20 protein-coding genes and 1 tRNA gene are annotated in these 19488 nt (G+C 42.9%); 14 read left to right on the top strand and 7 right to left on the bottom strand.

All coding sequences use genetic code 11. The annotated features are described in order from the left end of the window. The first annotated feature begins 23 nt into the window (after window positions 1–23). The 12 genes from THEIN_RS08650 (at window position 24) to rplI (ending at window position 7552) form a co-directional block, all read left to right on the top strand. Window positions 24–785 (top strand): fumarylacetoacetate hydrolase family protein, encoded by a 762-nt coding sequence (locus tag THEIN_RS08650; protein WP_013908296.1) that lies wholly within the window; start codon window positions 24–26, stop codon window positions 783–785. 10 nt (window positions 786–795) lie between these two features. Beyond that, window positions 796–2052, top strand: coding sequence for a glutamate-5-semialdehyde dehydrogenase (locus THEIN_RS08645; RefSeq protein WP_013908295.1), 1257 nt, complete (start codon window positions 796–798; stop codon window positions 2050–2052). After that, a complete protein-coding gene (nadD, locus tag THEIN_RS08640) occupies window positions 2052–2687 on the top strand; it encodes a nicotinate-nucleotide adenylyltransferase (RefSeq protein WP_013908294.1) in 636 nt (211 codons plus the stop codon). Before THEIN_RS08645 ends, nadD begins: the two co-directional genes overlap by 1 nt. Window positions 2688–3226: 539 nt before the next feature. Next, window positions 3227–3538 carry an MTH1187 family thiamine-binding protein gene (locus THEIN_RS08635; protein WP_013908293.1) on the top strand — a complete coding sequence of 104 codons (312 nt, stop codon included), beginning with the start codon at window positions 3227–3229 and terminating at the stop codon, window positions 3536–3538. Next, complete coding sequence (locus tag THEIN_RS12475) at window positions 3522–3653, top strand: thioredoxin (RefSeq protein ID WP_148236952.1); 132 nt, start codon at window positions 3522–3524, stop codon at window positions 3651–3653. Before THEIN_RS08635 ends, THEIN_RS12475 begins: the two co-directional genes overlap by 17 nt. Next, window positions 3650–4543, top strand: coding sequence for a 4Fe-4S binding protein (locus THEIN_RS08630; RefSeq protein ID WP_013908292.1), 894 nt, complete (start codon window positions 3650–3652; stop codon window positions 4541–4543). The genes THEIN_RS12475 and THEIN_RS08630 overlap by 4 nt, the downstream gene beginning before the upstream one ends. 410 nt (window positions 4544–4953) lie before the next feature. Then, window positions 4954–5670: a ribonuclease PH gene (rph, locus tag THEIN_RS08625; protein ID WP_013908291.1), complete on the top strand. Its 717-nt coding sequence runs from the start codon at window positions 4954–4956 to the stop codon at window positions 5668–5670. Next, the gene (locus THEIN_RS08620) at window positions 5663–6274 is read left to right on the top strand and encodes an XTP/dITP diphosphatase (RefSeq protein ID WP_013908290.1); all 612 of its coding nucleotides are present in this window, start codon (window positions 5663–5665) and stop codon (window positions 6272–6274) included. Before rph ends, THEIN_RS08620 begins: the two co-directional genes overlap by 8 nt. Before the next feature lie 61 nt (window positions 6275–6335). Beyond that, a tRNA-Val gene (locus THEIN_RS08615) sits at window positions 6336–6410 on the top strand. Window positions 6411–6484: 74 nt separating this feature from the next. Beyond that, entirely contained in the window at window positions 6485–6808 is a 324-nt protein-coding gene (rpsF, locus tag THEIN_RS08610; RefSeq protein WP_013908289.1) for a 30S ribosomal protein S6, read from the top strand. An 11-nt stretch (window positions 6809–6819) separates the two neighbouring features. Further along, window positions 6820–7095, top strand: a complete 276-nt coding sequence (rpsR, locus tag THEIN_RS08605; RefSeq protein ID WP_013908288.1) for a 30S ribosomal protein S18 — start codon at window positions 6820–6822, stop codon at window positions 7093–7095. Window positions 7096–7105: 10 nt separating this feature from the next. Next, window positions 7106–7552 carry a 50S ribosomal protein L9 gene (rplI, locus tag THEIN_RS08600; RefSeq protein ID WP_013908287.1) on the top strand — a complete coding sequence of 149 codons (447 nt, stop codon included), beginning with the start codon at window positions 7106–7108 and terminating at the stop codon, window positions 7550–7552. Window positions 7553–7587: 35 nt separating this feature from the next. Here rplI and THEIN_RS08595 read toward each other — a convergent pair whose 3' ends face one another. The 4 genes from THEIN_RS08595 to THEIN_RS08580 all read right to left on the bottom strand — a co-directional run bounded on the left by THEIN_RS08595 (window position 7588) and on the right by THEIN_RS08580 (window position 13712). Continuing rightward, window positions 7588–10977 (bottom strand): AAA family ATPase, encoded by a 3390-nt coding sequence (locus THEIN_RS08595; RefSeq protein WP_013908286.1) that lies wholly within the window; start codon window positions 10975–10977, stop codon window positions 7588–7590. A 460-nt stretch (window positions 10978–11437) separates the two neighbouring features. Further along, window positions 11438–11851: a single-stranded DNA-binding protein gene (locus THEIN_RS08590; protein ID WP_013908285.1), complete on the bottom strand. Its 414-nt coding sequence runs from the start codon at window positions 11849–11851 to the stop codon at window positions 11438–11440. Window positions 11852–11866: 15 nt separating this feature from the next. Next, complete coding sequence (locus THEIN_RS08585) at window positions 11867–12262, bottom strand: secondary thiamine-phosphate synthase enzyme YjbQ (protein ID WP_013908284.1); 396 nt, start codon at window positions 12260–12262, stop codon at window positions 11867–11869. 292 nt (window positions 12263–12554) lie between these two features. Beyond that, window positions 12555–13712, bottom strand: a complete 1158-nt coding sequence (locus THEIN_RS08580; RefSeq protein WP_013908283.1) for an MFS transporter — start codon at window positions 13710–13712, stop codon at window positions 12555–12557. Window positions 13713–13810: 98 nt separating this feature from the next. Here THEIN_RS08580 and hemB point away from each other — a divergent pair, with 98 nt between their 5' ends. Next, complete coding sequence (gene hemB / locus THEIN_RS08575; RefSeq protein WP_013908282.1) at window positions 13811–14785, top strand: porphobilinogen synthase; 975 nt, start codon at window positions 13811–13813, stop codon at window positions 14783–14785. 192 nt (window positions 14786–14977) lie between these two features. Beyond that, entirely contained in the window at window positions 14978–15958 is a 981-nt protein-coding gene (gene galE / locus THEIN_RS08570; RefSeq protein ID WP_013908281.1) for a UDP-glucose 4-epimerase GalE, read from the top strand. On the opposite strand, the gene THEIN_RS08565 is transcribed toward galE, so the two are convergent. From THEIN_RS08565 to lpxK, 3 genes are read right to left on the bottom strand one after another with little or no spacing between them, the layout of a single operon-like run. Next, window positions 15955–17670, bottom strand: coding sequence for a TIGR03790 family protein (locus THEIN_RS08565; protein WP_013908280.1), 1716 nt, complete (start codon window positions 17668–17670; stop codon window positions 15955–15957). The two genes, galE and THEIN_RS08565, sit on opposite strands and share 4 nt — an antisense overlap. Further along, window positions 17658–18350 carry a DNA/RNA nuclease SfsA gene (sfsA, locus tag THEIN_RS08560; protein ID WP_013908279.1) on the bottom strand — a complete coding sequence of 231 codons (693 nt, stop codon included), beginning with the start codon at window positions 18348–18350 and terminating at the stop codon, window positions 17658–17660. Before sfsA ends, THEIN_RS08565 begins: the two co-directional genes overlap by 13 nt. Next, a complete protein-coding gene (lpxK, locus tag THEIN_RS11730) occupies window positions 18334–19407 on the bottom strand; it encodes a tetraacyldisaccharide 4'-kinase (protein WP_052299063.1) in 1074 nt (357 codons plus the stop codon). Before lpxK ends, sfsA begins: the two co-directional genes overlap by 17 nt. Window positions 19408–19488 lie beyond the last annotated feature (81 nt).

Below are 19488 nucleotides of genomic sequence, written 5' to 3'. Positions count from 1 at the left end.
CAAGCTTATGCTAAATAGGAAGCATGCGTTTAGGGAGGGTTTTATATCAGAGAAAAGTTTTATCCGTACTCTTTTCTGAAGATAAAGTCTATCCTCTGGTAGGTTCTATTTTCGATGAACCAAAAGTTAACGGTAAGGGAATATCCCTTTTAGAGGTTAAAATTCTTCCTCCAGTCACGCCAAGCAAAATTATTGCCTTAGGGCTTAATTATCGTGATCATGCCCGAGAACTCAATCTTCCTTTACCTGAAGAGCCACTCATTTTTATGAAACCTCCTTCTGCGGTGATCGGCCCTGAGGAAAACATTCTCCTTCCCCCTGAAAGTAAAAGGGTGGACTACGAGGCAGAGCTGGCAGTGGTGATTGGCAAGAAGGCCAGACGAATATCACCCGAAGAGGCCATGAAGGTAATACTTGGTTTTACCTGTTTTAACGACGTAACCGCTAGAGACCTCCAACAAAAAGACGCTCAGTGGACACGGGCCAAAAGTTTTGACACCTTTGCTCCCATAGGGCCCTGGGTTGAAACTGAGCTTGATTTAGAAAAGGTAAGAGTACGTGCTTATTTAAACGGAGAACTACGTCAAGATTCTTCTCTTAAAGAGTTGGTATTCCCTGTACCACAAGTTGTAAGTTTTGTTTCACAAATTATGACCCTTTATCCTGGAGACGTTATTGCCACTGGCACCCCGCCAGGGATTGGCCCTCTTTCTCCAGGCGATGTTATTGATATAGAAATTACCGGTGTTGGCAAACTCAAAAATTATGTAACCAAAGAAATATAGAGGAGGCCTCATGGAAGTAAAAGAGCTTGTCACCGAAGTAGGACGCAAGGCCAAGGAAGCGGCAAGGGTTTTAACCTATCTTTCTACTGATATAAAAAACAAAGTATTGAGGGACGTAGCGGTTCGCCTTCGCGAAGAGCGCGTATTTTTACAGGAAGAAAATCGCAAAGATTTGGAATCAGCCCGCGAAAAGGGTTTATCAGCGGCGTTAATAGACCGATTGACCCTTTCAGATAAAGTTATTGAAGGCATGGCTCAGGGGCTTGAGGAAGTCGCCTCTCTTCCAGATCCGGTTGGCGAGGTAGTGAAAATGTGGCGTCGGCCCAATGGTCTCTGGGTAGGGCGCATGCGTATTCCTTTGGGCGTAATAGGTATGATTTACGAAAGTCGGCCTAATGTTACCATTGATGCTGCCGGGCTTTGTTTTAAGAGTGGAAACGCGGTTATATTGAGGGGTGGGTCTGAGGCCATTTATTCCAATCTGGCTCTGGCTCGGCTTTTTCAGGATGCCCTCAAAGCGGCGGGAGCTCCAGAAGCAAGTGTCCAGGTTATTCCCATAACTGACCGGGCCGCAGTTAACGAATTATTGAAGTTAGAAGAATACGTTGACCTTATTATCCCTCGCGGTGGTGAAGGTTTAATTCGCTTTGTTAGTGAAAACTCACGAATCCCTGTACTCAAACACTATAAGGGTGTTTGTCATGTGTATGTGGACCGTTTCGCTAATCTTGAAATGGCTCGCCGTATTTGCTTTAACGCCAAAGTCCAGCGGCCTGGGGTTTGTAACGCCATGGAAACCATGCTGGTACATAAGGCCGTAGCCAAAGCATTTTTACCTGACATGTGTGAAGAATTCCGAGCAGCAGGGGTAGAAATAAGGGGATGCCCTAAAACTAAAGAAATCGTTCCCTGGGTAAAAGAGGCTACCCCAGAAGACTGGGGAGAGGAGTTCCTTGACCTTGTCCTTGCTGTAAAAATAGTTGACACCTTTGACGACGCCTTGGCCCACATTGCCCGTTACGGTTCAAATCATACAGAAAGCATAGTTACTGAAGATTATCATCGTGGTTTACGCTTCTTACGGGAGGTAGATGCCTCGGTGGTAATGGTGAATGCTTCTACCCGTTTTAACGACGGTGGCCAGCTGGGGTTGGGAGCAGAGATAGGTATTTCCACCACCAAAATTCACGCTTACGGCCCTATGGCCCTGGAAGAGCTTACCACCCTCAAATTTATTGTTTTCGGTGAAGGGCAAATCAGAGAGTAATGGAAAGAGTTGGTCTTCTTGGAGGGACTTTTGACCCTATTCATCTAGGGCATTTGCGCGCCGGGCTTGAGGTTTATGAAAAGCTCGCTTTGAGCAAACTCGTTTTTATCCCCGCAGGAACCCCTCCTCACAAAAAAAGAAGGCCTTTAAGCCCCTTTTCTCTGCGCTACGAAATGACCAAACTGGCCATAAAAGATACCCCTTACTTCGAAGTTTCAGACATTGAAGGCCGGCGCCAAGGTCCTTCGTATTCGGTATTGACTCTTGAAGAACTTAAGACCGTCTCTAAATATGAATTCTTTTTTATTTTAGGGCTTGATGCCTATCTTGAGTTCGACATATGGTATCAATATCAGCGTATTCCAGAACTCGCCCATGTGGTGGTAATAAATAGAGGGCCTGGTGGGCAAAAAGAATTTTTTGAAAAAACTAGAAAAATTTTCCCTCAAGCCCAAGAAAAGGAAGGGATTTTTCACCTGCCTAAAGGGAAAAGCCTGAGATTCCTTCCGGTAACACGTCTTGATATCTCTTCCACCATGATACGAGAAGCTGTTAAAACCCGAAAGTCCATTCAATTTTTAGTGCCTGAATCTGTAAGAGAATTCATTGCTTTACATAAACTTTATTTAGATTGAGTTGAGACCTTTACAAAAGCTTTATTTAAGAGACTGCTTCGCCCTTACGGGCTCGCAGTGACTACATGGTGGATGGCCGATGGCTTATGGCAATTGGTAATATGTTAGGGACTGCTGCGGCGCCTCCGGCTCCTCGCAGTGACGGTATGGCAGATGGCTGATGGTAGAAGGCTCTCACTTTTCACTTCTCACTTATACTCACGAGGGGCCCCGCAGAGCCGACGAAGTGGCCCAACCGGGTCATTACGAATGGGCCCAAAGGGCCGACGAAGTAATCTCAGAGACTGCTTCGCTTCGCTCGCAGTGACAATGGGGGGCTCCTCGCAGTGACAAGCTGGCTAAGAGCTGATAGATAAGGGCAAAAGGATAAGGACAAATGGCTGACAGCGGGCGTATGAGACTGCTTCGGCCTCTAACAAGACCTCGCGGTGACAGGATGGTGGCCGAGGCCTCGCCGTGAGGGGACGTTCGGCTTCTTATAGAGACAAAAACATGTATGGAGTATAATAAATGGCCTATTGTAATGAAAGGAGGTAGCCATGGCTATCATGGAAATTAGCGTAATACCTCTCGGAACAGGCTCAACAAGCCTTGGCCGCTACGTGGCTGATATTGAAAAGTATCTTTCAGAAAAAAACATTCCTCATAAACTCACTGACATGGGCACCATCATTGAAGGCGATGTAGAAGAACTTTTAAAAATAGCCCGTGAAGTGCACGAAATTCCATTCAAGGCTGGAGCCAAAAGGGTCTATACAGCTATTAAGATAGACGACCGTCGGGACAAAGAAGTCCATCTTGGCGATAAGGTAGAACACGTTAAAAAACATCTAAATGAAGCATTTACCTAAGTTTCTCTTATTGGTAGGAGGGGGCCTTTTGGCTTACGGCCTCCTCACTGGTGGTTTTGGCTTTGTGTGGTCAAGAGCGGTCTCTCTTTGCCTTTCCTGCATGGGGCTTGAATGAAACTTCCCAAACGCAAGTTCATTCAGCTGTTTTTTGCCCTTTTAGCCAATGCCAATATCGGTTTTTTATGGCAAAAGGCCCTTTACCGTGGGCCATTTAAAGGCATTTGCTTCCCTGGCCTCAATTGTTATTCCTGCCCAGCGGCTTCTTTTGCCTGTCCCCTTGGGACGCTGCAGCAAGCCTTAGCAAGCTTAAGACTCCTTGGCTCTCAGGCTGTAGCTGCTCTGGCTTACGTAGCCGGAAGCCTCGTTCTTTTTGGACTTTTTCTCGGAAGAATCGTATGCGGCTGGATATGCCCTTTTGGCCTCCTCCAGGAACTGCTTTACAAAATCAAAACCCAAAAATTTGCCTGTCCCCGCGTACTTTTCGCCGTAAAGTACTTCTTACTCGTCTTTTTTGTAATCCTTTTGCCGGCACTTTTGGTTAGTAAAACTGGCTACGGCAAAGTGTGGTTTTGCCGTCTGATCTGCCCGGCAGGCACCTTTGAAGCCGGCCTTTTAAACCTGGCCTTAAGGCCCGAGCTGGCCGCCCTGGTAAAAAGCCTGTTCTACTGGAAGGTAGCCCTCTTACTAACCATTCTCACGCTTTGCGTGTTCTATTTTCGCTTTTTTTGCAAGGTTTTGTGCCCTCTCGGCCTTATTTACGGCCTTTTCAACAAGGTCGGCTTATTCAAACTTAAGTGGCACGAGAAGGCCTGCCTTGACTGTGATATTTGTGAAAAGGTTTGCCCCATGGGCCTAAAAATTCCCGAAGAATTAAATAGCGTTGAATGTATCCGTTGCTTGAATTGCCTAAAAGGCTGCCCTGCCAAAGTCATAGAACTTGAATTTTCTCTAATCCTCACCGAAAGATTTGACTCTCGTAAAAGTATTGGTAAAAAAAAGATATAAGATCTTTCAAAATTCAAAAAAATATGAGGTAGATCGCCGCGCGCCACCAGCGCTTTACAATAGGGATTAATTTGCTGCTGGTGCCTGGCGACAGAGATCCCTTCGCTAGCGCTCGGGACAGGGATTGCTTCGCCACTTCGTGGCTCGCAATGACGAGATAGAGGGACGTGGCTCGCAATGACGAGATAGAGGGACGTGGCTCGCAATGACAAAACAGAAGGGCGTGGCTCGCATGATTGTTGGGTTGTCACTGCGAATTTTTTCTCTTCCTTGTCACAGCGAGCCTTTCCCATCCTGTCACGGCAAGTCTTTACTTCATTTGTCACTGCGAGCCCTGGCTACATTTGTCACTGCGAGCCCGCAGGGCGAAGCAGTCTCTTAAATAAGATATTTGGCAAAGGTTTAAAGCTATGCGCAAGGACGGACGAAGACCTGACGAAATAAGGCCGGTAAAAATAACACCTCATTACTTAAAGTACGCCGAAGGCTCGGTGCTCATGGAGCTTGGTGAAACCAAAGTTATTTGCAGCGTCTCGGTGGAAGAAAAAGTGCCTCCGTTTTTAAAAGACACCGGTATGGGCTGGATAACGGCAGAATACGCCATGCTTCCTCGCTCAACGCACCAGCGCACTCCGCGCGAAAGTGCTACAGGCAAAAAAGGTCGCTCCTACGAAATTCAGCGCCTCATCGGCCGCTCCCTCCGGGCCGTGGTTGACCTCACCCTTCTTGGCGAAAGGACTTTCTGGGTTGATTGCGACGTCATGCAGGCCGATGGCGGCACGCGGACCGCTTCCATTACCGGAGCCTGGGTGGCCCTGGCACTTGCCTTCAAAAAGCTCTTAAAAGAAGAAGTTTTGACCCAGGACCCGATGAAACATCAGCTGGCAGCCATAAGCTGTGGGCAAGTGACCGGTGAAGTACTTCTTGACTTAAACTACGAAGAAGACTCGCTGGCCGAAATAGACGCTAACTTCGTTATGACGGCTGAAGGCCACATCGTAGAAATCCAGACCACCGCGGAAAAAGAACCCTTCTCCTGGGAAACCTTTGAAAAAATGAAAGACCTGGCCTTAAAGGGCATAAATGAACTTGCCCAAATCCAACAAAAGGTGCTTGAAAATGCCTAAAAAAATACTTGTCCTCGCCACAAGAAACCCCGGAAAAGTGAGAGAAATTAAAGCTTCTCTTGAAGGCCTGCCGGTTGAGGTCAAAGGTCTAGATGAGTTTCCTGAAGTTCCAGAGGTGGAGGAAACGGGGAAAACTTTTTTTGAAAATGCTTTTAAAAAAGCCAAAGAGATAGCCGAGGCCACTGGCCAGATGGCTCTGGCTGACGACTCTGGTATTGAAGTAGATGCGTTAGGCGGCGCACCAGGGGTTTACTCCGCCAGATACGCAGGTGTCCACGGCGATGACCGGAAAAACATAGAAAAACTACTCAAAGAGCTTGAAGGTGTGCCCCCAGAAAAACGCACGGCCAGGTTTAAATGCGTAATGGTGGTGTATCACCCTAGCGGCAAGTGGTTTTCCGCTGAAGGCATTTGGGAAGGCTTAATTTCCCTTGAACCCCGGGGAGATAAAGGCTTTGGTTATGACCCTATATTTTTAGTACCAGAGCTTGGCAAAACCGCAGCTGAACTTCCCCTTGACGAAAAAAACAAGCTAAGCCACCGGGGCAAAGCCCTGGCTGAAGTCAAGGCCAAACTTTCTTCTTTTCTTGAAGAAATTGAATAGGGGTTATAGATTTTCTCGGCTCTTGCAAATATGTTTAACTAATTTATATTTGAACGAAGGTGGGCGGTTAGCTCAGTGGTAGAGCGTCATCCTCACACGGTGGAAGTCGCTGGTTCGAATCCAGCACCGCCCACCAAAATTTTTATTAAATTAGAGAAGGCACCTCCTTGCTCCGCAAGGGGCCTAAAATAAGTCCAAAAGGAGGAAAGTATGGCAGAGAAGTTACGTAAGTACGAAACCCTTTTTGTGATCCACCCGGATCATACTGACGCCAAAGACGAAATCGTAGAGAAAATCTCGCAAATTATCCAGCAAGACGGTGGCGAAGTCCTCAAGCAAGACGATTGGGGCATGCGAAAACTTGCCTATCCCATTGAGAAAAAGCGTCAGGGTTACTATTACCTCATGGAGTTTGCGGCGCCGGCCCAAACTCCGCCTAAGCTTGAACAGACTTTCCGTATAGACGAAAGAATTATGCGGTTTATCGTGGTCAAGCTTGACGAAAAATACGAACCAGAAACTCTAGCTGCGTAAAGGAGGAAATCATGGCCAACGATACCCAAAGCACAGTAAGACGTCGTCGGTTTTATCCGCGTAAAAAAATATGTCGTTTTTGCGCTGATCCCAATTTGAAGATTGACTATAAAGAACCCGAAATACTCAAGGCCTTTATCACCGAAAGAGGCAAAATTATTCCCCGTCGGCAGACTGGCACTTGTGCTAAACATCAGCGTCAGCTAACCACAGCTATTAAACGGGCTCGCATTATGGCCCTCTTGCCTTTTATTGCTGACATTGAAGACGCAGAGTTCGTGAGATAGGAGGTTACCCATGCAGGTTATCCTTAAAGAATATGTTCCCAATTTAGGCGCCCCTGGAGATGTAGTTACCGTTAAACCGGGTTACGCCCGTAATTATTTAATCCCAAAAGGCTTGGCTATCCCGGCCAGCAAAAAAAGCCTTAAGGCCATTGAAAGAGAACGCCAGATAATCCTGGCCAAGGCCGAACGCATTCGCCGCAAGCTCATGTCTGAAGCTGAACGTCTTAACGAAGTTGAACTTGAAATCCCTCAGCGTGTGGTAGAAGAAGACCGCCTTTATGGTTCCGTGTCTGCTACGGAAATCGTCAACGCCTTAAAAGAAAAGGGCTTTGAAATCGCTAAAAAACAGGTCCTTCTTGAAGAACCCATCAAAAAACTGGGTGAATATGTCGTCCCTATAAAGCTTTCAGCTGATGTTACCGCTCACATCAAAGTAAAAGTTGTTCCTTTGAGCTAACAAGAGGGGCGCAAGGGCCCCTCTTCCCTCCTCTTCTAGGAAAGAGAAACGCTGACTATCTTAGAAATACCTTTTTCCTCCATGGTTACACCAATCAGGAGATCGGCGTGTTCCATAACCCGTTTATTGTGTGTTACCAGAATTATCTGTGAATATTTGGAAAGCTCCTGTAACAAACGAATGAATTTTTCGGTATTGGCTTCGTCAAGTGGAGCGTCAACTTCGTCAAGGATACAGAATGGCCCGGGTTTGACCAGGTAAAAGGCACAGAGCACCGCCAGAGCCGTAAGGGCCTTTTCTCCTCCCGAAAGCATGGAAAGATGCCTTATGGGTTTACCAGGCAACTTGATAACCAAATCAAGCCCGGCCTCAAGAGGATCATCGTTTTCGGTAAACTGAAGCTCGGCTTGGCCTCCCTCAAAAAGCAACGGAAAAATTTCGGCAAGTTTTAAATTAGCCGCCTTAAGGGCCTCTTTTAACTTTTCACGACAGGTGCGATCAATCTGCTTAACCGCAGAAATTAAATCGTCAATTGCCTTCTCAAGGTCTGCCTTTTGTTCCAAAAGAAAAGCCCTTCTTTCTTCTGTCTTTTGAAGTTCTTCAATAGCTTGCAGATTGACAGGACCAAAAGAATTAAACTCTTCTTTTTTCTCCTTTAAGATTTTTTCTATCTGAGCTAAAGAAAGATCTGAAGTATTTTGTTCTAAGGGGAGGTCGATATTAAATTGTTCTTTTGCCTGCTCTCTTAAATGGCTTAAAGTAAGCTCTATTTCCGCTAGATCTATTTCCAGACGATGGAGTTTCTTTTCTTTTTGCTGTTTCTCATTTTTCAAGACTTCTAAAGATTTTGTTAGTTCTTTTAAAAACTCATCAATTTGTTGATAATCCTTTTGCTTAGCATTTATTTCATTTTGTAATTGTTCTCTTTTTTCTAAAAGGGAATCTATGTCTTTTTTAATATTAGCAATTTCTTTTTTTAGATCATTTAACTTCTCTTCATAGATAAATTTTTCTTCATGGAGCTTTTCAATGTCTCTAGCTAAGCTAGTTTCCTCTTGAAGTATTCTTTTTTCTTCTTTTATAAGTTGATTAAATTTTTCCTTGTTAGCTGTAATTTCTAATTCTATTGCTCTTATTTTGGCCAAAACAGCTTTGAGCTGTTTATTTTTCAGTTTAAATTGTTCTTCAAGCTTATGCAGTTCTGACTGTAAATTATCTTTTTCCTTTAGTAAATTATCTAATTCTATTTGACTAATAACCTCTTTCAAGCTTACTATTTCTTTATTAATTTGTTGCTTTTGCTTTTCTAATAATTCTTTTCTTTGAATTGCTTTTTCAGTATCAAGAGCAATCTTTTTAAGACTAGATTCTATACTTTGTAGTTCGTTATTCAGCTGCTTTTTAAATTTTATATTTTCAGTATATTCTCTTTTTAGATTTTCTAAAATTTTATTTATTTCTTTAAAATTTTTTTCTTTTTCAAGTAGTTCTTCTTTTGTTTTGGGAAGAAATTTGATTTTTTCATCAAGCATTTTTTTATGAGTCAATAATGAAGAGACTTTACCCTTTAAACGAAATATGCCATCTGGATCCCATAATTCCCCTTGAAGAGTAACAACAGCCTGTTTTTCAGTTAAGTCAATCTCGTCTTTTAATGATATGTTTTTTATTTTTGCCTTTATTAAAAGGCTTGGATTTTTATTATAGACAATTAAAGCCTGAATTTTTTCTTTTTTAAGGACATTGATAGCTTTTTGGCAGGTCTCTTTATCTTTAAAATAAATAGCCTCTAAGAGTTCTGGGAAGGCCAGTTCAGCTATTTTTTCTTCTTCAGGTGCTAATTCTATAGTTTCAAAAACACTAAGAACGTCAAAACCTTTATTTTTTAAGAGTTTTTCAGCCTCTGATTTTCTGTCTTTTATTATTTGCTTTAACCATTCTATTTCTGAAGTTACTTCTTTTATTTTTAAACGTAGATCAGATATTTTTTCTCTTTCTCGTTCAAGAATTATTTTTTTCTCTTCAATTTTTAATTCAAGATTTTCTATTTTTTTTGAGAGTTCTTTTTGTCTTTTATCTAAATTTTCTTTTTTAATTTCAAGCTCTTTCTGTTTCTCTAAACTTTTTTTATATCTCTTCTCAAGAGTTTTGATTTCTTGATCAATTTTTTGTAATTCTTTTAATTTAGTTTCAAGAATTTGATTATTTTTTTGTTTTAACTTCCTTTTTTCGTCTATCTCGTATTTTATTTTAAAAAGACTTTCTTTTATATTTTTGATATTCTTTTCCAAAGCGTCTTTTTCTTTAAAAAGTTCTTGTCTATCTCTGTGCAAATTTTTAAGCTCATCCTGGCTATTAACAATTTTTTCATTAACTAATTCTTTTTCGCTTTTTATTTCTAAAATTCTCTTTTTAATAGCTTCTATTCTTTCTTTTTTTCCGGCAATTTTTTCTTTTATTCTAACGGTTTTTTGACCAATATTACTCTCTTCTTTAAGTAATTCATGGAAGACTTTTTCTTTATTTTTTAACTTTTTATCTACTTCATTAAAATCAGCTTTTATTTTTTCAATTTCCTGTTTTAAAAGTAAAATAAGAGCTTCTTTTTCGTCTTTTTGGGGCTCAAGTTGATTTATTTGTAATGAAATATTTTTTACTTCTTCTTTTAAAGAAGCTATTTTTTCAGAAACTTCTTGCTGTTTATCTCTAGCTTGCCTAAATAGATAATCAAACTTTTTAAGACTTAAATCTCTTATTTCTTCTTGAAGTTTAAGATATTCCTCTGCTTTTTTGGCCTGTTCTTTTAGTTCTGTTAAGCGAGATTCTACTTCAGTTAAGATATCTTTTATACGGTTTAAATTTTCTTTTGTCCTGGAAAGCTGCCTTTCGGTTTCTTCTTTTTTTACTTTAAAGCGGGCAATGCCGGCCAGCTCTTCCAAAAAGCGACGTCTTTCCTTAGGGCTTAACTCTAAAAATTGAGAAACCCTTCCCTGATCAATAATGCCGTAGCCCCTGGCATGGACCCCTGTATCAAGAAAGAGATAAACAATATCTTTTAAACGGCAGGGACGATTATTGAGATAAAACTCGCTTTCGCCGTCGCGATAAAGGCGTCTGGCCACAGAGATTTCATTAAGTTGCGCCAGGTCTTTAGGGCCTTCTTTTTTATCGTTATCTAAAATTAGCTTCACCTCAGCAAAATCCGGACGATGGCCATTTTCGCCGGCATAAATGAGGTCAGTCATTTCTCTTACGCGTAAAAAACGCGGGTTTTGCTCCCCCAGGATCCAGCGAAGGGCATCTACCAGGTTACTTTTGCCACAACCGTTAGGCCCTACTATGGCTGAAATCCCTGAAGGGAAAACTATGTTTACCTTTTTAGGGAAGGATTTGAAACCAAAAATTTCTAGACGCTTGATTCTCATTTCCCGGAAAAATTTAACGAAAAACTAACAGTCGGCAAGTTTTTCCCATGCCCTACTTGATACTTTTCCTGTTAGATTGCTTTGCCTTGTCCCGAAGGAGCAAGATAATTGGAGCCCACGCGGCCGTTTGTGGATACATTCTCCTTACCAGAGATAACAAAAGATAAAATTTATTTCTCTACTAAGGGGAGAGCCAAATAGGCGACAATTGAGCTATTGCGAGCGAAGCGAAGCAATCCCTGAGACTGCTTCGACCTCTAACGAGACCTCGCCGTGACAGCTAAGGTTACTTTGCTTTAGCGATTATGTCAGCGGCTATACTTTGTCGTATAAAAAATACTCGGATTAATAATCTCAGGCTTATAGTGCCTGAAGAGAATGCTAAAAAGTAATTAAACCAGCTCATCACCCACACTTGCCGATTTCTTCTAGAGAACGAAGTAAAGTCTTTTACCGCCTGCTAAAAAGGCAAGTCTTCGTCTGGGGGTGGCTCATCAACAAAATCGCTAGTCCCAGCACTGGGAGCTGGGCCAGCTGAGACTTCGTCACGGCGGCCAAGCATTTGCATATTCTGAGCGACGATTTCTGTCACGTAACGTTTTATGCCGTCGCGGTCTTCGTAAGAACGGGTCTGAAGGCGCCCTTCTATATAAACCTGGCGGCCTTTAGACAAATATTCCCCGCAAATTTCAGCTAATTTGCCAAAAGCCACTACACGGTGCCACTCTGTTCTTTCCTGGCGCTGGCCGTTCTTGTCCGTCCATCGCTCAGAGGTAGCCAGCCTAAAAGTGGCCACCGGCTGGCCATCAGCGGTGTAACGAATTTCAGGGTCGGCTCCAAGGCGCCCTATGAGAATAACTTTATTCACACTCATAAAATTCTCCTCGGATTATTTGTCGGCCATAACTTTAACATAAATTTTGCGGGTACGCGGCCCGTCGTATTCGGCAAAAAATATACGCTGCCAGGTGCCAAGCTTAAGTTTTCCGTTTTCTATAAAAACAAAGGTGCCCGGGCCGGTTAAAACCGCCTTTACGTGAGCCGGTGAGTTGCCCTCCAGGTGTTTATAGGAAAACTTCCAGGGCACAAAGTGGTTTAAAACTGAAATTACATCGTCAGCTACCGCCGGATCAGCCCCTTCGTTTATAATGATGCCAGCAGTGGTATGCGGACAATAAAGAAAACAAATGCCGCTTTCCACCCCTGCCACCAAAGGGGCCACCTGATCAGTGATATCAACCAGTTCTGTCTGACGATTGGTTTTAACCGTGATGGTTTTAATCATAATACAAAGTCCCTCCCATAAATTGTTAAAATTTAACCCTGCTTTTTGGGGACAGGCAAATAAATTAAGTGGAAAAAATTTTCCCTTTTAAAAAAGTAGAAAATTTTTCCACTAGAAGGGGAAAATTTTTTCCGTCAAAAAACCAAAATAAAAAATTTTTACCTTCAAAATACCCAAAAAACAATGCTTTCAGAACGTCCCATCTTGGAACAAAATTTGCGTTTCTACTACTTCGGTCTTCACCTGGCCTCGCAGTAACCAATTGGTATCGACTGAGAAAAAACGTTGGTTATTAATTTGACTTTTTGGGCAAAAAGAAAAGAAAGGGGATACCAAGCATTCCTACCAAGGCACTAATAAAATAAGTAGTATGGAGGCCTAATCTATCTGCAAGGAACCCTATAAATATTACTATAGAAGACCTAAATACAAATGATAACATCATAAAAATGCCGTTGGCTGTAGCAGGACTTTCTTTAGCATGTTCTTGAACTAGGGCTAGCATAACCGGTGTAGTAGAAAGTAAAGTAGCTCCACAGCCAATCAAAGCCAGAAACTGCCATATTCCGCTACTTTCTAAAAACAATAGAATAAAAACTGGAGCACCTATTAAAGAAATAGCCAGTGTCTTTTGGCGGCCTAGAAAATCACTCAACGGCCCGGCAATTAACACACCAACAACACCAGCAGCTTCAAGAACACTTAGGGCTAATCCGGCCAGCCATAAATTTCCGCTTTGGGTCTTGATATAGGTTGGTAAAAAAGTAGTTAAAACCCCGTGCATAAAACTTCTGGCAGCTATAATTCCAGCAAGCGGCAAGAATATATGCTTAAGGTTTATAAAAGTTCGAGAAAGGGCTAAATTCTTTGTTGACTTATGAATAGAGAGATCGACATTTCTAAGACGCCAAAAGAGTATTCCAGACGTGGCAATACCGGCAAACATGATTGGCCAAAATCCGTCCAGACCTCTCATGGCCACAAGAGTTACAGCTATAATTGGCCCTACAGTTCGAGCAAGCTCTCCCCCAACCATAAAAAAGCTCATGGCCAGGCCTTTTCGTGAGCCAGCCATCCTGGCAATAAGCACTGGAGCAGGTACGTGGAACACCGCTACACTTATACCGGCCATAAAAAGCATAAAAAGCAAAATTAGATAATTTGGCGCAAGACCTATAAGGCTCATGAATATAGCGGTAAAGGCCGGGGCAAATACTACAAAATATTTAAGGTTCACTCTGTCTGCTAAAAGTCCTAAAAGAGGATTTATCAACGAAGGAAGTTGCATTACTGCGGCCAGAGAACCTCCTCGTGTCAAAGAAAGAGATAATTTATCCATTAAAAGAGGAAGAAGTGGTGATAAAAAAGCCGTGTAAACATCGTGGACAAAATGGGCCAGAGAAAGTAAAAAAATCTCCAGAGTTTTAAATTTAGATTTTGGAGAATCCATGGTGGGAAACTTTTAACAGAAACTTTCTATTTAGAAAGTATAAATTTTGCCTTTTTTTCTTTTTCATTTAAAATCCTTTGACAAAAAAGGAGGCCATTATGTTCTTTCCTGAATACAGGCCCCGTCGTCTCCGCCGAAATGAGACCCTGCGATCCCTCGTACGTGAAACCGAACTTTCTTTAAATCATCTTATTTATCCTCTTTTTGTGGTTGAAGGGCACGGTATTAAAGAAGAAGTACCCTCTATGCCCGGAGTTTTTCGCTTTTCAGTAGATCTTTTGAAAGAAGAAATCAAAGAAATTATAGACCTTGGCCTACCAGCTGTTATTCTCTTCGGTATCCCGGCCCAAAAAGACGAAATCGGCTCAGAGGCCTACGCCAAAAAAGGAGTTGTTCAGCGGGCGATTTCGGCCATAAAGAAAATAGCGCCAGAACTTCTAGTAATCACAGATGTCTGCCTTTGTGAGTATACCAGCCACGGTCACTGTGGAATTATTAAAGGCAGCGAGGTGGATAATGACCTTACGCTTGAACAGCTTGCCAGAGTAGCCGTCTCTCACGCCAAAGCTGGAGCCGACATGGTAGCCCCTTCAGACATGATGGACGGCCGAGTGGCCAGAATTCGTGAAGCCCTTGATGAGGCAGGCTTTTCACATATTCCCATCATGAGTTACGCAGTAAAATATTGCTCAAGCTTTTACGGCCCTTTTAGAGACGCGGCTGAATCAGCCCCTCAATTTGGGGACAGGCGAAGCTACCAGATGGACCCAGCTAACGTCAGAGAAGCCCTGCGCGAAGCCACCCTAGACGTAGAAGAGGGTGCTGATATCTTGATGGTAAAGCCTGCCATGCCCTATCTTGACGTGATTACGCGACTACGCGAAGAGTTCAACCATCCAATTGCTGCTTATCAGGTAAGCGGGGAATACGCTATGATTAAAGCTGCTGGAAAGCTTGGTTGGCTTGACGAAGAACGTGCTATGATGGAAAGCCTTATCTCTATTCGTCGTGCAGGCGCCGACATAATACTTACTTATTTTGCAAAAGAAATAGCTAAAAAACTGGCAAAGTGAACTTATGGGCACGGCTACCCGTGCCCTTTAGCTGAAGGCCACTACCTCTACGATTACGGCGGCGAGATTGCTTTGCTCGCCTATGGCTCGCTCGCAAGCATAGGTGAGAAGTTAAAAATTGCTCAGATAAGAGACTTTTTCACTCGCTAGAGCCATGATATCTTGGCCTAAATTCTTTTTAGAGGTTTTCCTATGTCCCGAAAAATTCTAGTAACCGGGGGCGCTGGCTATATAGGCTCTCACGTGGTGAAACTTCTTTTAGAAAAAGGTTATGAGCCGATTGTGTTAGACAACCTTTCTGCTGGCCACCGTGAGGCAGTCTTAGGCGCGCGGCTAGTAAAGGGCGACTTAAGAGACAAGGCCTTTTTAAAAAGTTTTTTTGAAGCGGAAAAGCCGATAGCCGTAATGCACTTTGCTGCTTATATCGTGGTACCAGAAAGCGTGACTGACCCTTTGAAATACTACGAAAATAACCTCTCAGCCACGGTTAATCTATTACAAGCTTCAGTGGAAAACAAAGTCTCGGCCTTTATTTTTTCTTCAAGTGCCGCGGTTTACGGTGTACCTAAAGAAGTCCCCATTCCTGAAGAACATCCTGTTTCGCCCATTAATCCTTACGGGACTAGCAAGGCCATGGTAGAAAATATGCTCACTGATTGCCATAATGCCTACGGTCTTCCCTATGTTTCTCTGCGCTATTTTAATGCTGCCGGAGCTGACCCTTCAGGCCTTATAGGCGAAGCCCATAATCCAGAAACTCACCTAATCCCCCTTTTATTGCAAACAGCCATCGGGAAGCGCGAAAAATTTTACTTATTCGGCACAGATTATCCCACATCAGATGGTACCTGTATTCGCGACTTTATTCATGTAAACGACTTGGCAGAAGTCCATATCCTTGCCCTTGAACACCTGCTTAACAAGGGAGAAAGTCTTACCTTGAATTGTGGCTATGGCCACGGTTATTCGGTAAAGGAAGTTTTAGAAGAAGCTAAACGGATAACCAAAAGGGACATTCCTTATGAAATAAAAGAAAGGCGGCCAGGAGACCCACCGATACTCGTAGCTAAAAGCGAGAATGTCAAAAAATTTTTAGGGTTTTTACCTAAGTTCGATGACTTGACCCGCATCATAGAAACCGCCTGGCAATGGGAGCTTAACCGACGCTATTAGTTTTTTAACTCTGGCCACAGCTCAGCTAAAGAAGGCATTTGCAAGAGTTTGGTCTTTATCTTTTCGGCACGCTCTTTTTGCCCGCAAGCCTTTAAAGCCCTGTAAAGGTCTGGATAAAAACCCCAGGCATTAGGTTTTAAAGCGATAGCTTTTTCTATGAGATTTACAGCACTTTCGCAGTCTTTGAGGGCAAGTTTTACTTTGCCAAGCAAAAAGAGGGCGTCAGGGGTTTTAAGAGGTGTTTCTAAAAGCACTTTTTCCGCCCAGGCATACCTTTTGTGCTTGATATAGATAAAGGCCTCTACAATTTTTGCGTTTTCATTGGAGTCATACTTCAAAAAATCGATTACCCGTCTCTCAAAATCTTTTTGACGAGCCATAGCCAAAAGAAGATAGTATGCTTGAGGCGGCAGGGTTTCTTTTTCTTCTTTGAGTTTTTTGAGATACTTGAGTGCCTTCTCTGGCCAGCCGAGATGCATCTCAATTTTAGCTAACAGAAGGTAATCTTTAGATTTTTTAGCTTCTTGGTAGGCCTCTTTTCTTTTAACAAACCAATTTTCTAAAGGAGGCCTCTCCACTTCTCTTGGTCCGATACTGGCCAGAGGATCTCCTAAAACAACAGTTTGCCAGCTAAGGTAAGCCAAAGAACGATAATAAGCCTCTGCCAAGGTTTTACCTTTAATATAGGCAGGAAATAGCAAATGGGGCCTAGCACAAGCTGAAAGATAGGGTTCATAAGCATTTCCAGAGATACCCGTTATGCCTAGGCGCACCAGATCACCAATTAGGGACTGTGGAGAACCCTGGAAAAAATATTTTCGGCCTCGATTTACCTGCCAGTGTCTCGGCGGTTCTATAAAAGTACGGGCGCTAGTGCTAACAAAAGTGACACCAATGGCTCCTGGCAAAAATTTAAAGTAAAGCTTACGGTCTTTTGGATAATTAGGGTCATTTGAGCCCCAAGAGGCATAGCCAATCACCCTTTCTCCTGAAACTAAAAAAGCCCGGTTAAAAGAGGCTTCGATTTTTAGGCCGGGAAAATCTTTAAGAAGCAAATAGGCAGCGTGTAGCCAATTATCACCCGGTCTTGCCGGCCCATCTTTGGCATCTAAAACAAGCGTATATGGAGGATGAGTTTTTTTAGCAGCGGTGGCCCTTTTTATAAGAGCAAGAGAGTCTTTTTCCGTATAACCATCTATGCGGGTTACTAAGTAAATGTCGTAGCGGTCATGTTCAAAGGGTTCGTCAATCGGACTTTGAAAATAAGGGTTTGGTAACCAGCCATCTTTACGGTAAGGGCCAAATAACATCTTGCGGTAAAGTAAGGTAAGCTCAGAGTCAACCGAAGCGGCATCTCCATTTTTGGCTACTTTTCCAGCAATTTTGTGCGGCACGTCAGGCATTAAAAGGATTACAAGAATCTTGTCCTGCCATGCTTTTTTTTCCAAAAACTTGCGTATCGGGGTTTCAATGAACTTTAGATAAAAAGGGCGAGTTATTTCTTCACGCGTTGGCATAGGTAGATAAAGCATGTTTTCGGCAGGTATCTGACGAGCCTTTTGATAAAAAGCAGCTACTCTCTTTGATTTTGGGCTTTTGGTGTTTACTACTACCAGAATGCGTTCAGGGGTTAGGTGGGTTTTAAGGGCAAAAACTCGAGGAACAGATATTATGAGAAAAAAAATTACGAGCCAGATTTTCAACTTGGGCATAGAGGAAGTTCTCCTCCAAAAGAAAGATTTTTTCCATCGTATAAAATGCGGTGCATTTTCAAAATTACCCCTTGTTTTAAGGCTTCATTAAAAAGTTCGGCAAATACCGGGTCGATCTCAACAGCAGGGCAAAAACAGGTAGCCTCAGGTCTAAAAACGAGTATCCAGAGGCAAGCTTTAAGGCCTCTTCGCCTAAGTTCTAAGAGATGGCGGAGGTGTTTTTGCCCACGGGTAGTGGGAGCATCAGGGAAAAGGGCTATCTCACCTTTGGCCCAGGTGCACCCCTTCACCTCCAAAAGAATTTCTTCTTGTGATTCGAGTTTCAAAAGATAATCAAGCCTTCCACCGTCAAACTTGGGTTCAGCCTGAAACCCTCTAAGGCCGGGGAATAATTTTTCGCCAAGTTTTTCTAATAAGGCTCCTGTTAAACGCCGATGATAGCCGGAATTGACAAATACCCAGAAACTATCTTTACGGGCGGCAAGGAGGCTAAAAGCCGTTTTCCTTTTAGGGCTTTCTGCACGTTTTAAAAGCACAGGCGTTCCTGGCAGGAGAAGATCCGGAAGACGGCCAGGGTCATGTACATGAACCAGCACGATTTTTCCGTTTAGTGCTACTTTACCTAAAAAGCGATTTGGGCGTTCAAGAAACATGCCTTCTTCGTCAGCAGGGAGTTCCATTATTTTCAAGGTGTTTGAGGATGAAATCTCCAAGGCCCTCCTCCGGTTTTGCTTCTATCGGCAAAAGGTAGCACGGCTCAAGTTCTTGAACAAACTTTTTTAATTTAACAGCGTCTTTTTCGGTAGTGACGAAACCTGTGGCCGAATACTTCTCTTTTTGGGCTAAAAGATAATCAATTTGGGCTTGGTCATAATAAACATGGTCTTCAAAAGCTACTTTTTGGGCTAATGAGAAGAAATGGCTTGCCGCTTTAAAGAAAGGCTCGGGTCTCGCCAAACCACAAAAGGCTATTACTTTTTCTTGTTTTGTTTGAATTGGCTTTTTTCCTCTCTGCCATAGGTCTTCTAATTTATATGGATTTTTAAGGTTAAAAGGGGCATAAAAAATGGGCTTAGCAAAGCATTTAAGTTTTTCGACAAGTTTTTGGGCCTTTTGGTCTTCTGGTTTGCTTTTCGTAATTATAAAGGCGTGAGCCCGATTAAGGGCCGGCCAGGACTCACGCAGATAACCAGCTGGGAATACTTTTTCTTTAAAGGGATCGCGACCTGGGGACATAAGAACTAAGTCTAAATCTCTCTTAAGAGGCAAGTGCTGAAAGCCGTCATCAAGGATGACAACTTGAACTCCCCTTTTTTGGATGGCAAGCCTTGCGCCAGCAACTCTATCTCTGGCTACAATAACGGGAACTTCTGTTTTCAAGCTCAGTAGCACGGCTTCATCGCCTATATCTTTTGAGGGATAGAATACTTTGCCCTGGTCTCCGACTATGATGGGCCCTTTTAGACGGCCGCGATAACCTCTTGTTACAATGGCGGCTTTGACACCTTGAGTTTCAAAAAATCTGGCGAGCCATATAACTAGTGGAGTCTTTCCTTCACCACCTAGGGAGAGGTTACCCACACTTATTACTTTGGCCGGAACCTGGTGGCTTTTGAGTACCCCTTTGGCGTAAGCAACGTGCCTTGTTTGCATCAAAAGCGAATAGGCCTTTCCGAAAGGCCAAAGAAAAGAGGCAAATTTTTGCCAAAATTTTTCAAGGGTCATCAGCATAAACATAATACCTTTTTAAGAACTCGAAAATTAAGGTAGGGACAGGCGAAATTTTCAAGCTCCGCAAAACTTCTTCCGATAAGAGGG

Source organism: Thermodesulfatator indicus DSM 15286 (assembly GCF_000217795.1).
GTDB lineage: Bacteria > Desulfobacterota > Thermodesulfobacteria > Thermodesulfobacteriales > Thermodesulfatatoraceae > Thermodesulfatator > Thermodesulfatator indicus.
The sequence above is the reverse complement of the archived record's forward strand: the minus strand, read 5'-3'. Positions and strand labels throughout refer to the sequence as shown.

Coding starts and splice junctions, on each gene's coding strand:
- THEIN_RS08650 (WP_013908296.1), top strand. CDS start 24: ATGCGTTTAGGGAGGGTTTTATATCAGAGAAAAGTTTTATCCGTACTC.
- THEIN_RS08645 (WP_013908295.1), top strand. CDS start 796: ATGGAAGTAAAAGAGCTTGTCACCGAAGTAGGACGCAAGGCCAAGGAA.
- nadD (WP_013908294.1), top strand. CDS start 2,052: ATGGAAAGAGTTGGTCTTCTTGGAGGGACTTTTGACCCTATTCATCTA.
- THEIN_RS08635 (WP_013908293.1), top strand. CDS start 3,227: ATGGCTATCATGGAAATTAGCGTAATACCTCTCGGAACAGGCTCAACA.
- THEIN_RS12475 (WP_148236952.1), top strand. CDS start 3,522: ATGAAGCATTTACCTAAGTTTCTCTTATTGGTAGGAGGGGGCCTTTTG.
- THEIN_RS08630 (WP_013908292.1), top strand. CDS start 3,650: ATGAAACTTCCCAAACGCAAGTTCATTCAGCTGTTTTTTGCCCTTTTA.
- rph (WP_013908291.1), top strand. CDS start 4,954: ATGCGCAAGGACGGACGAAGACCTGACGAAATAAGGCCGGTAAAAATA.
- THEIN_RS08620 (WP_013908290.1), top strand. CDS start 5,663: ATGCCTAAAAAAATACTTGTCCTCGCCACAAGAAACCCCGGAAAAGTG.
- rpsF (WP_013908289.1), top strand. CDS start 6,485: ATGGCAGAGAAGTTACGTAAGTACGAAACCCTTTTTGTGATCCACCCG.
- rpsR (WP_013908288.1), top strand. CDS start 6,820: ATGGCCAACGATACCCAAAGCACAGTAAGACGTCGTCGGTTTTATCCG.
- rplI (WP_013908287.1), top strand. CDS start 7,106: ATGCAGGTTATCCTTAAAGAATATGTTCCCAATTTAGGCGCCCCTGGA.
- THEIN_RS08595 (WP_013908286.1), bottom strand. CDS start 10,977: ATGAGAATCAAGCGTCTAGAAATTTTTGGTTTCAAATCCTTCCCTAAA.
- THEIN_RS08590 (WP_013908285.1), bottom strand. CDS start 11,851: ATGAGTGTGAATAAAGTTATTCTCATAGGGCGCCTTGGAGCCGACCCT.
- THEIN_RS08585 (WP_013908284.1), bottom strand. CDS start 12,262: ATGATTAAAACCATCACGGTTAAAACCAATCGTCAGACAGAACTGGTT.
- THEIN_RS08580 (WP_013908283.1), bottom strand. CDS start 13,712: ATGGATTCTCCAAAATCTAAATTTAAAACTCTGGAGATTTTTTTACTT.
- hemB (WP_013908282.1), top strand. CDS start 13,811: ATGTTCTTTCCTGAATACAGGCCCCGTCGTCTCCGCCGAAATGAGACC.
- galE (WP_013908281.1), top strand. CDS start 14,978: ATGTCCCGAAAAATTCTAGTAACCGGGGGCGCTGGCTATATAGGCTCT.
- THEIN_RS08565 (WP_013908280.1), bottom strand. CDS start 17,670: ATGCCCAAGTTGAAAATCTGGCTCGTAATTTTTTTTCTCATAATATCT.
- sfsA (WP_013908279.1), bottom strand. CDS start 18,350: ATGGAACTCCCTGCTGACGAAGAAGGCATGTTTCTTGAACGCCCAAAT.
- lpxK (WP_052299063.1), bottom strand. CDS start 19,407: ATGTTTATGCTGATGACCCTTGAAAAATTTTGGCAAAAATTTGCCTCT.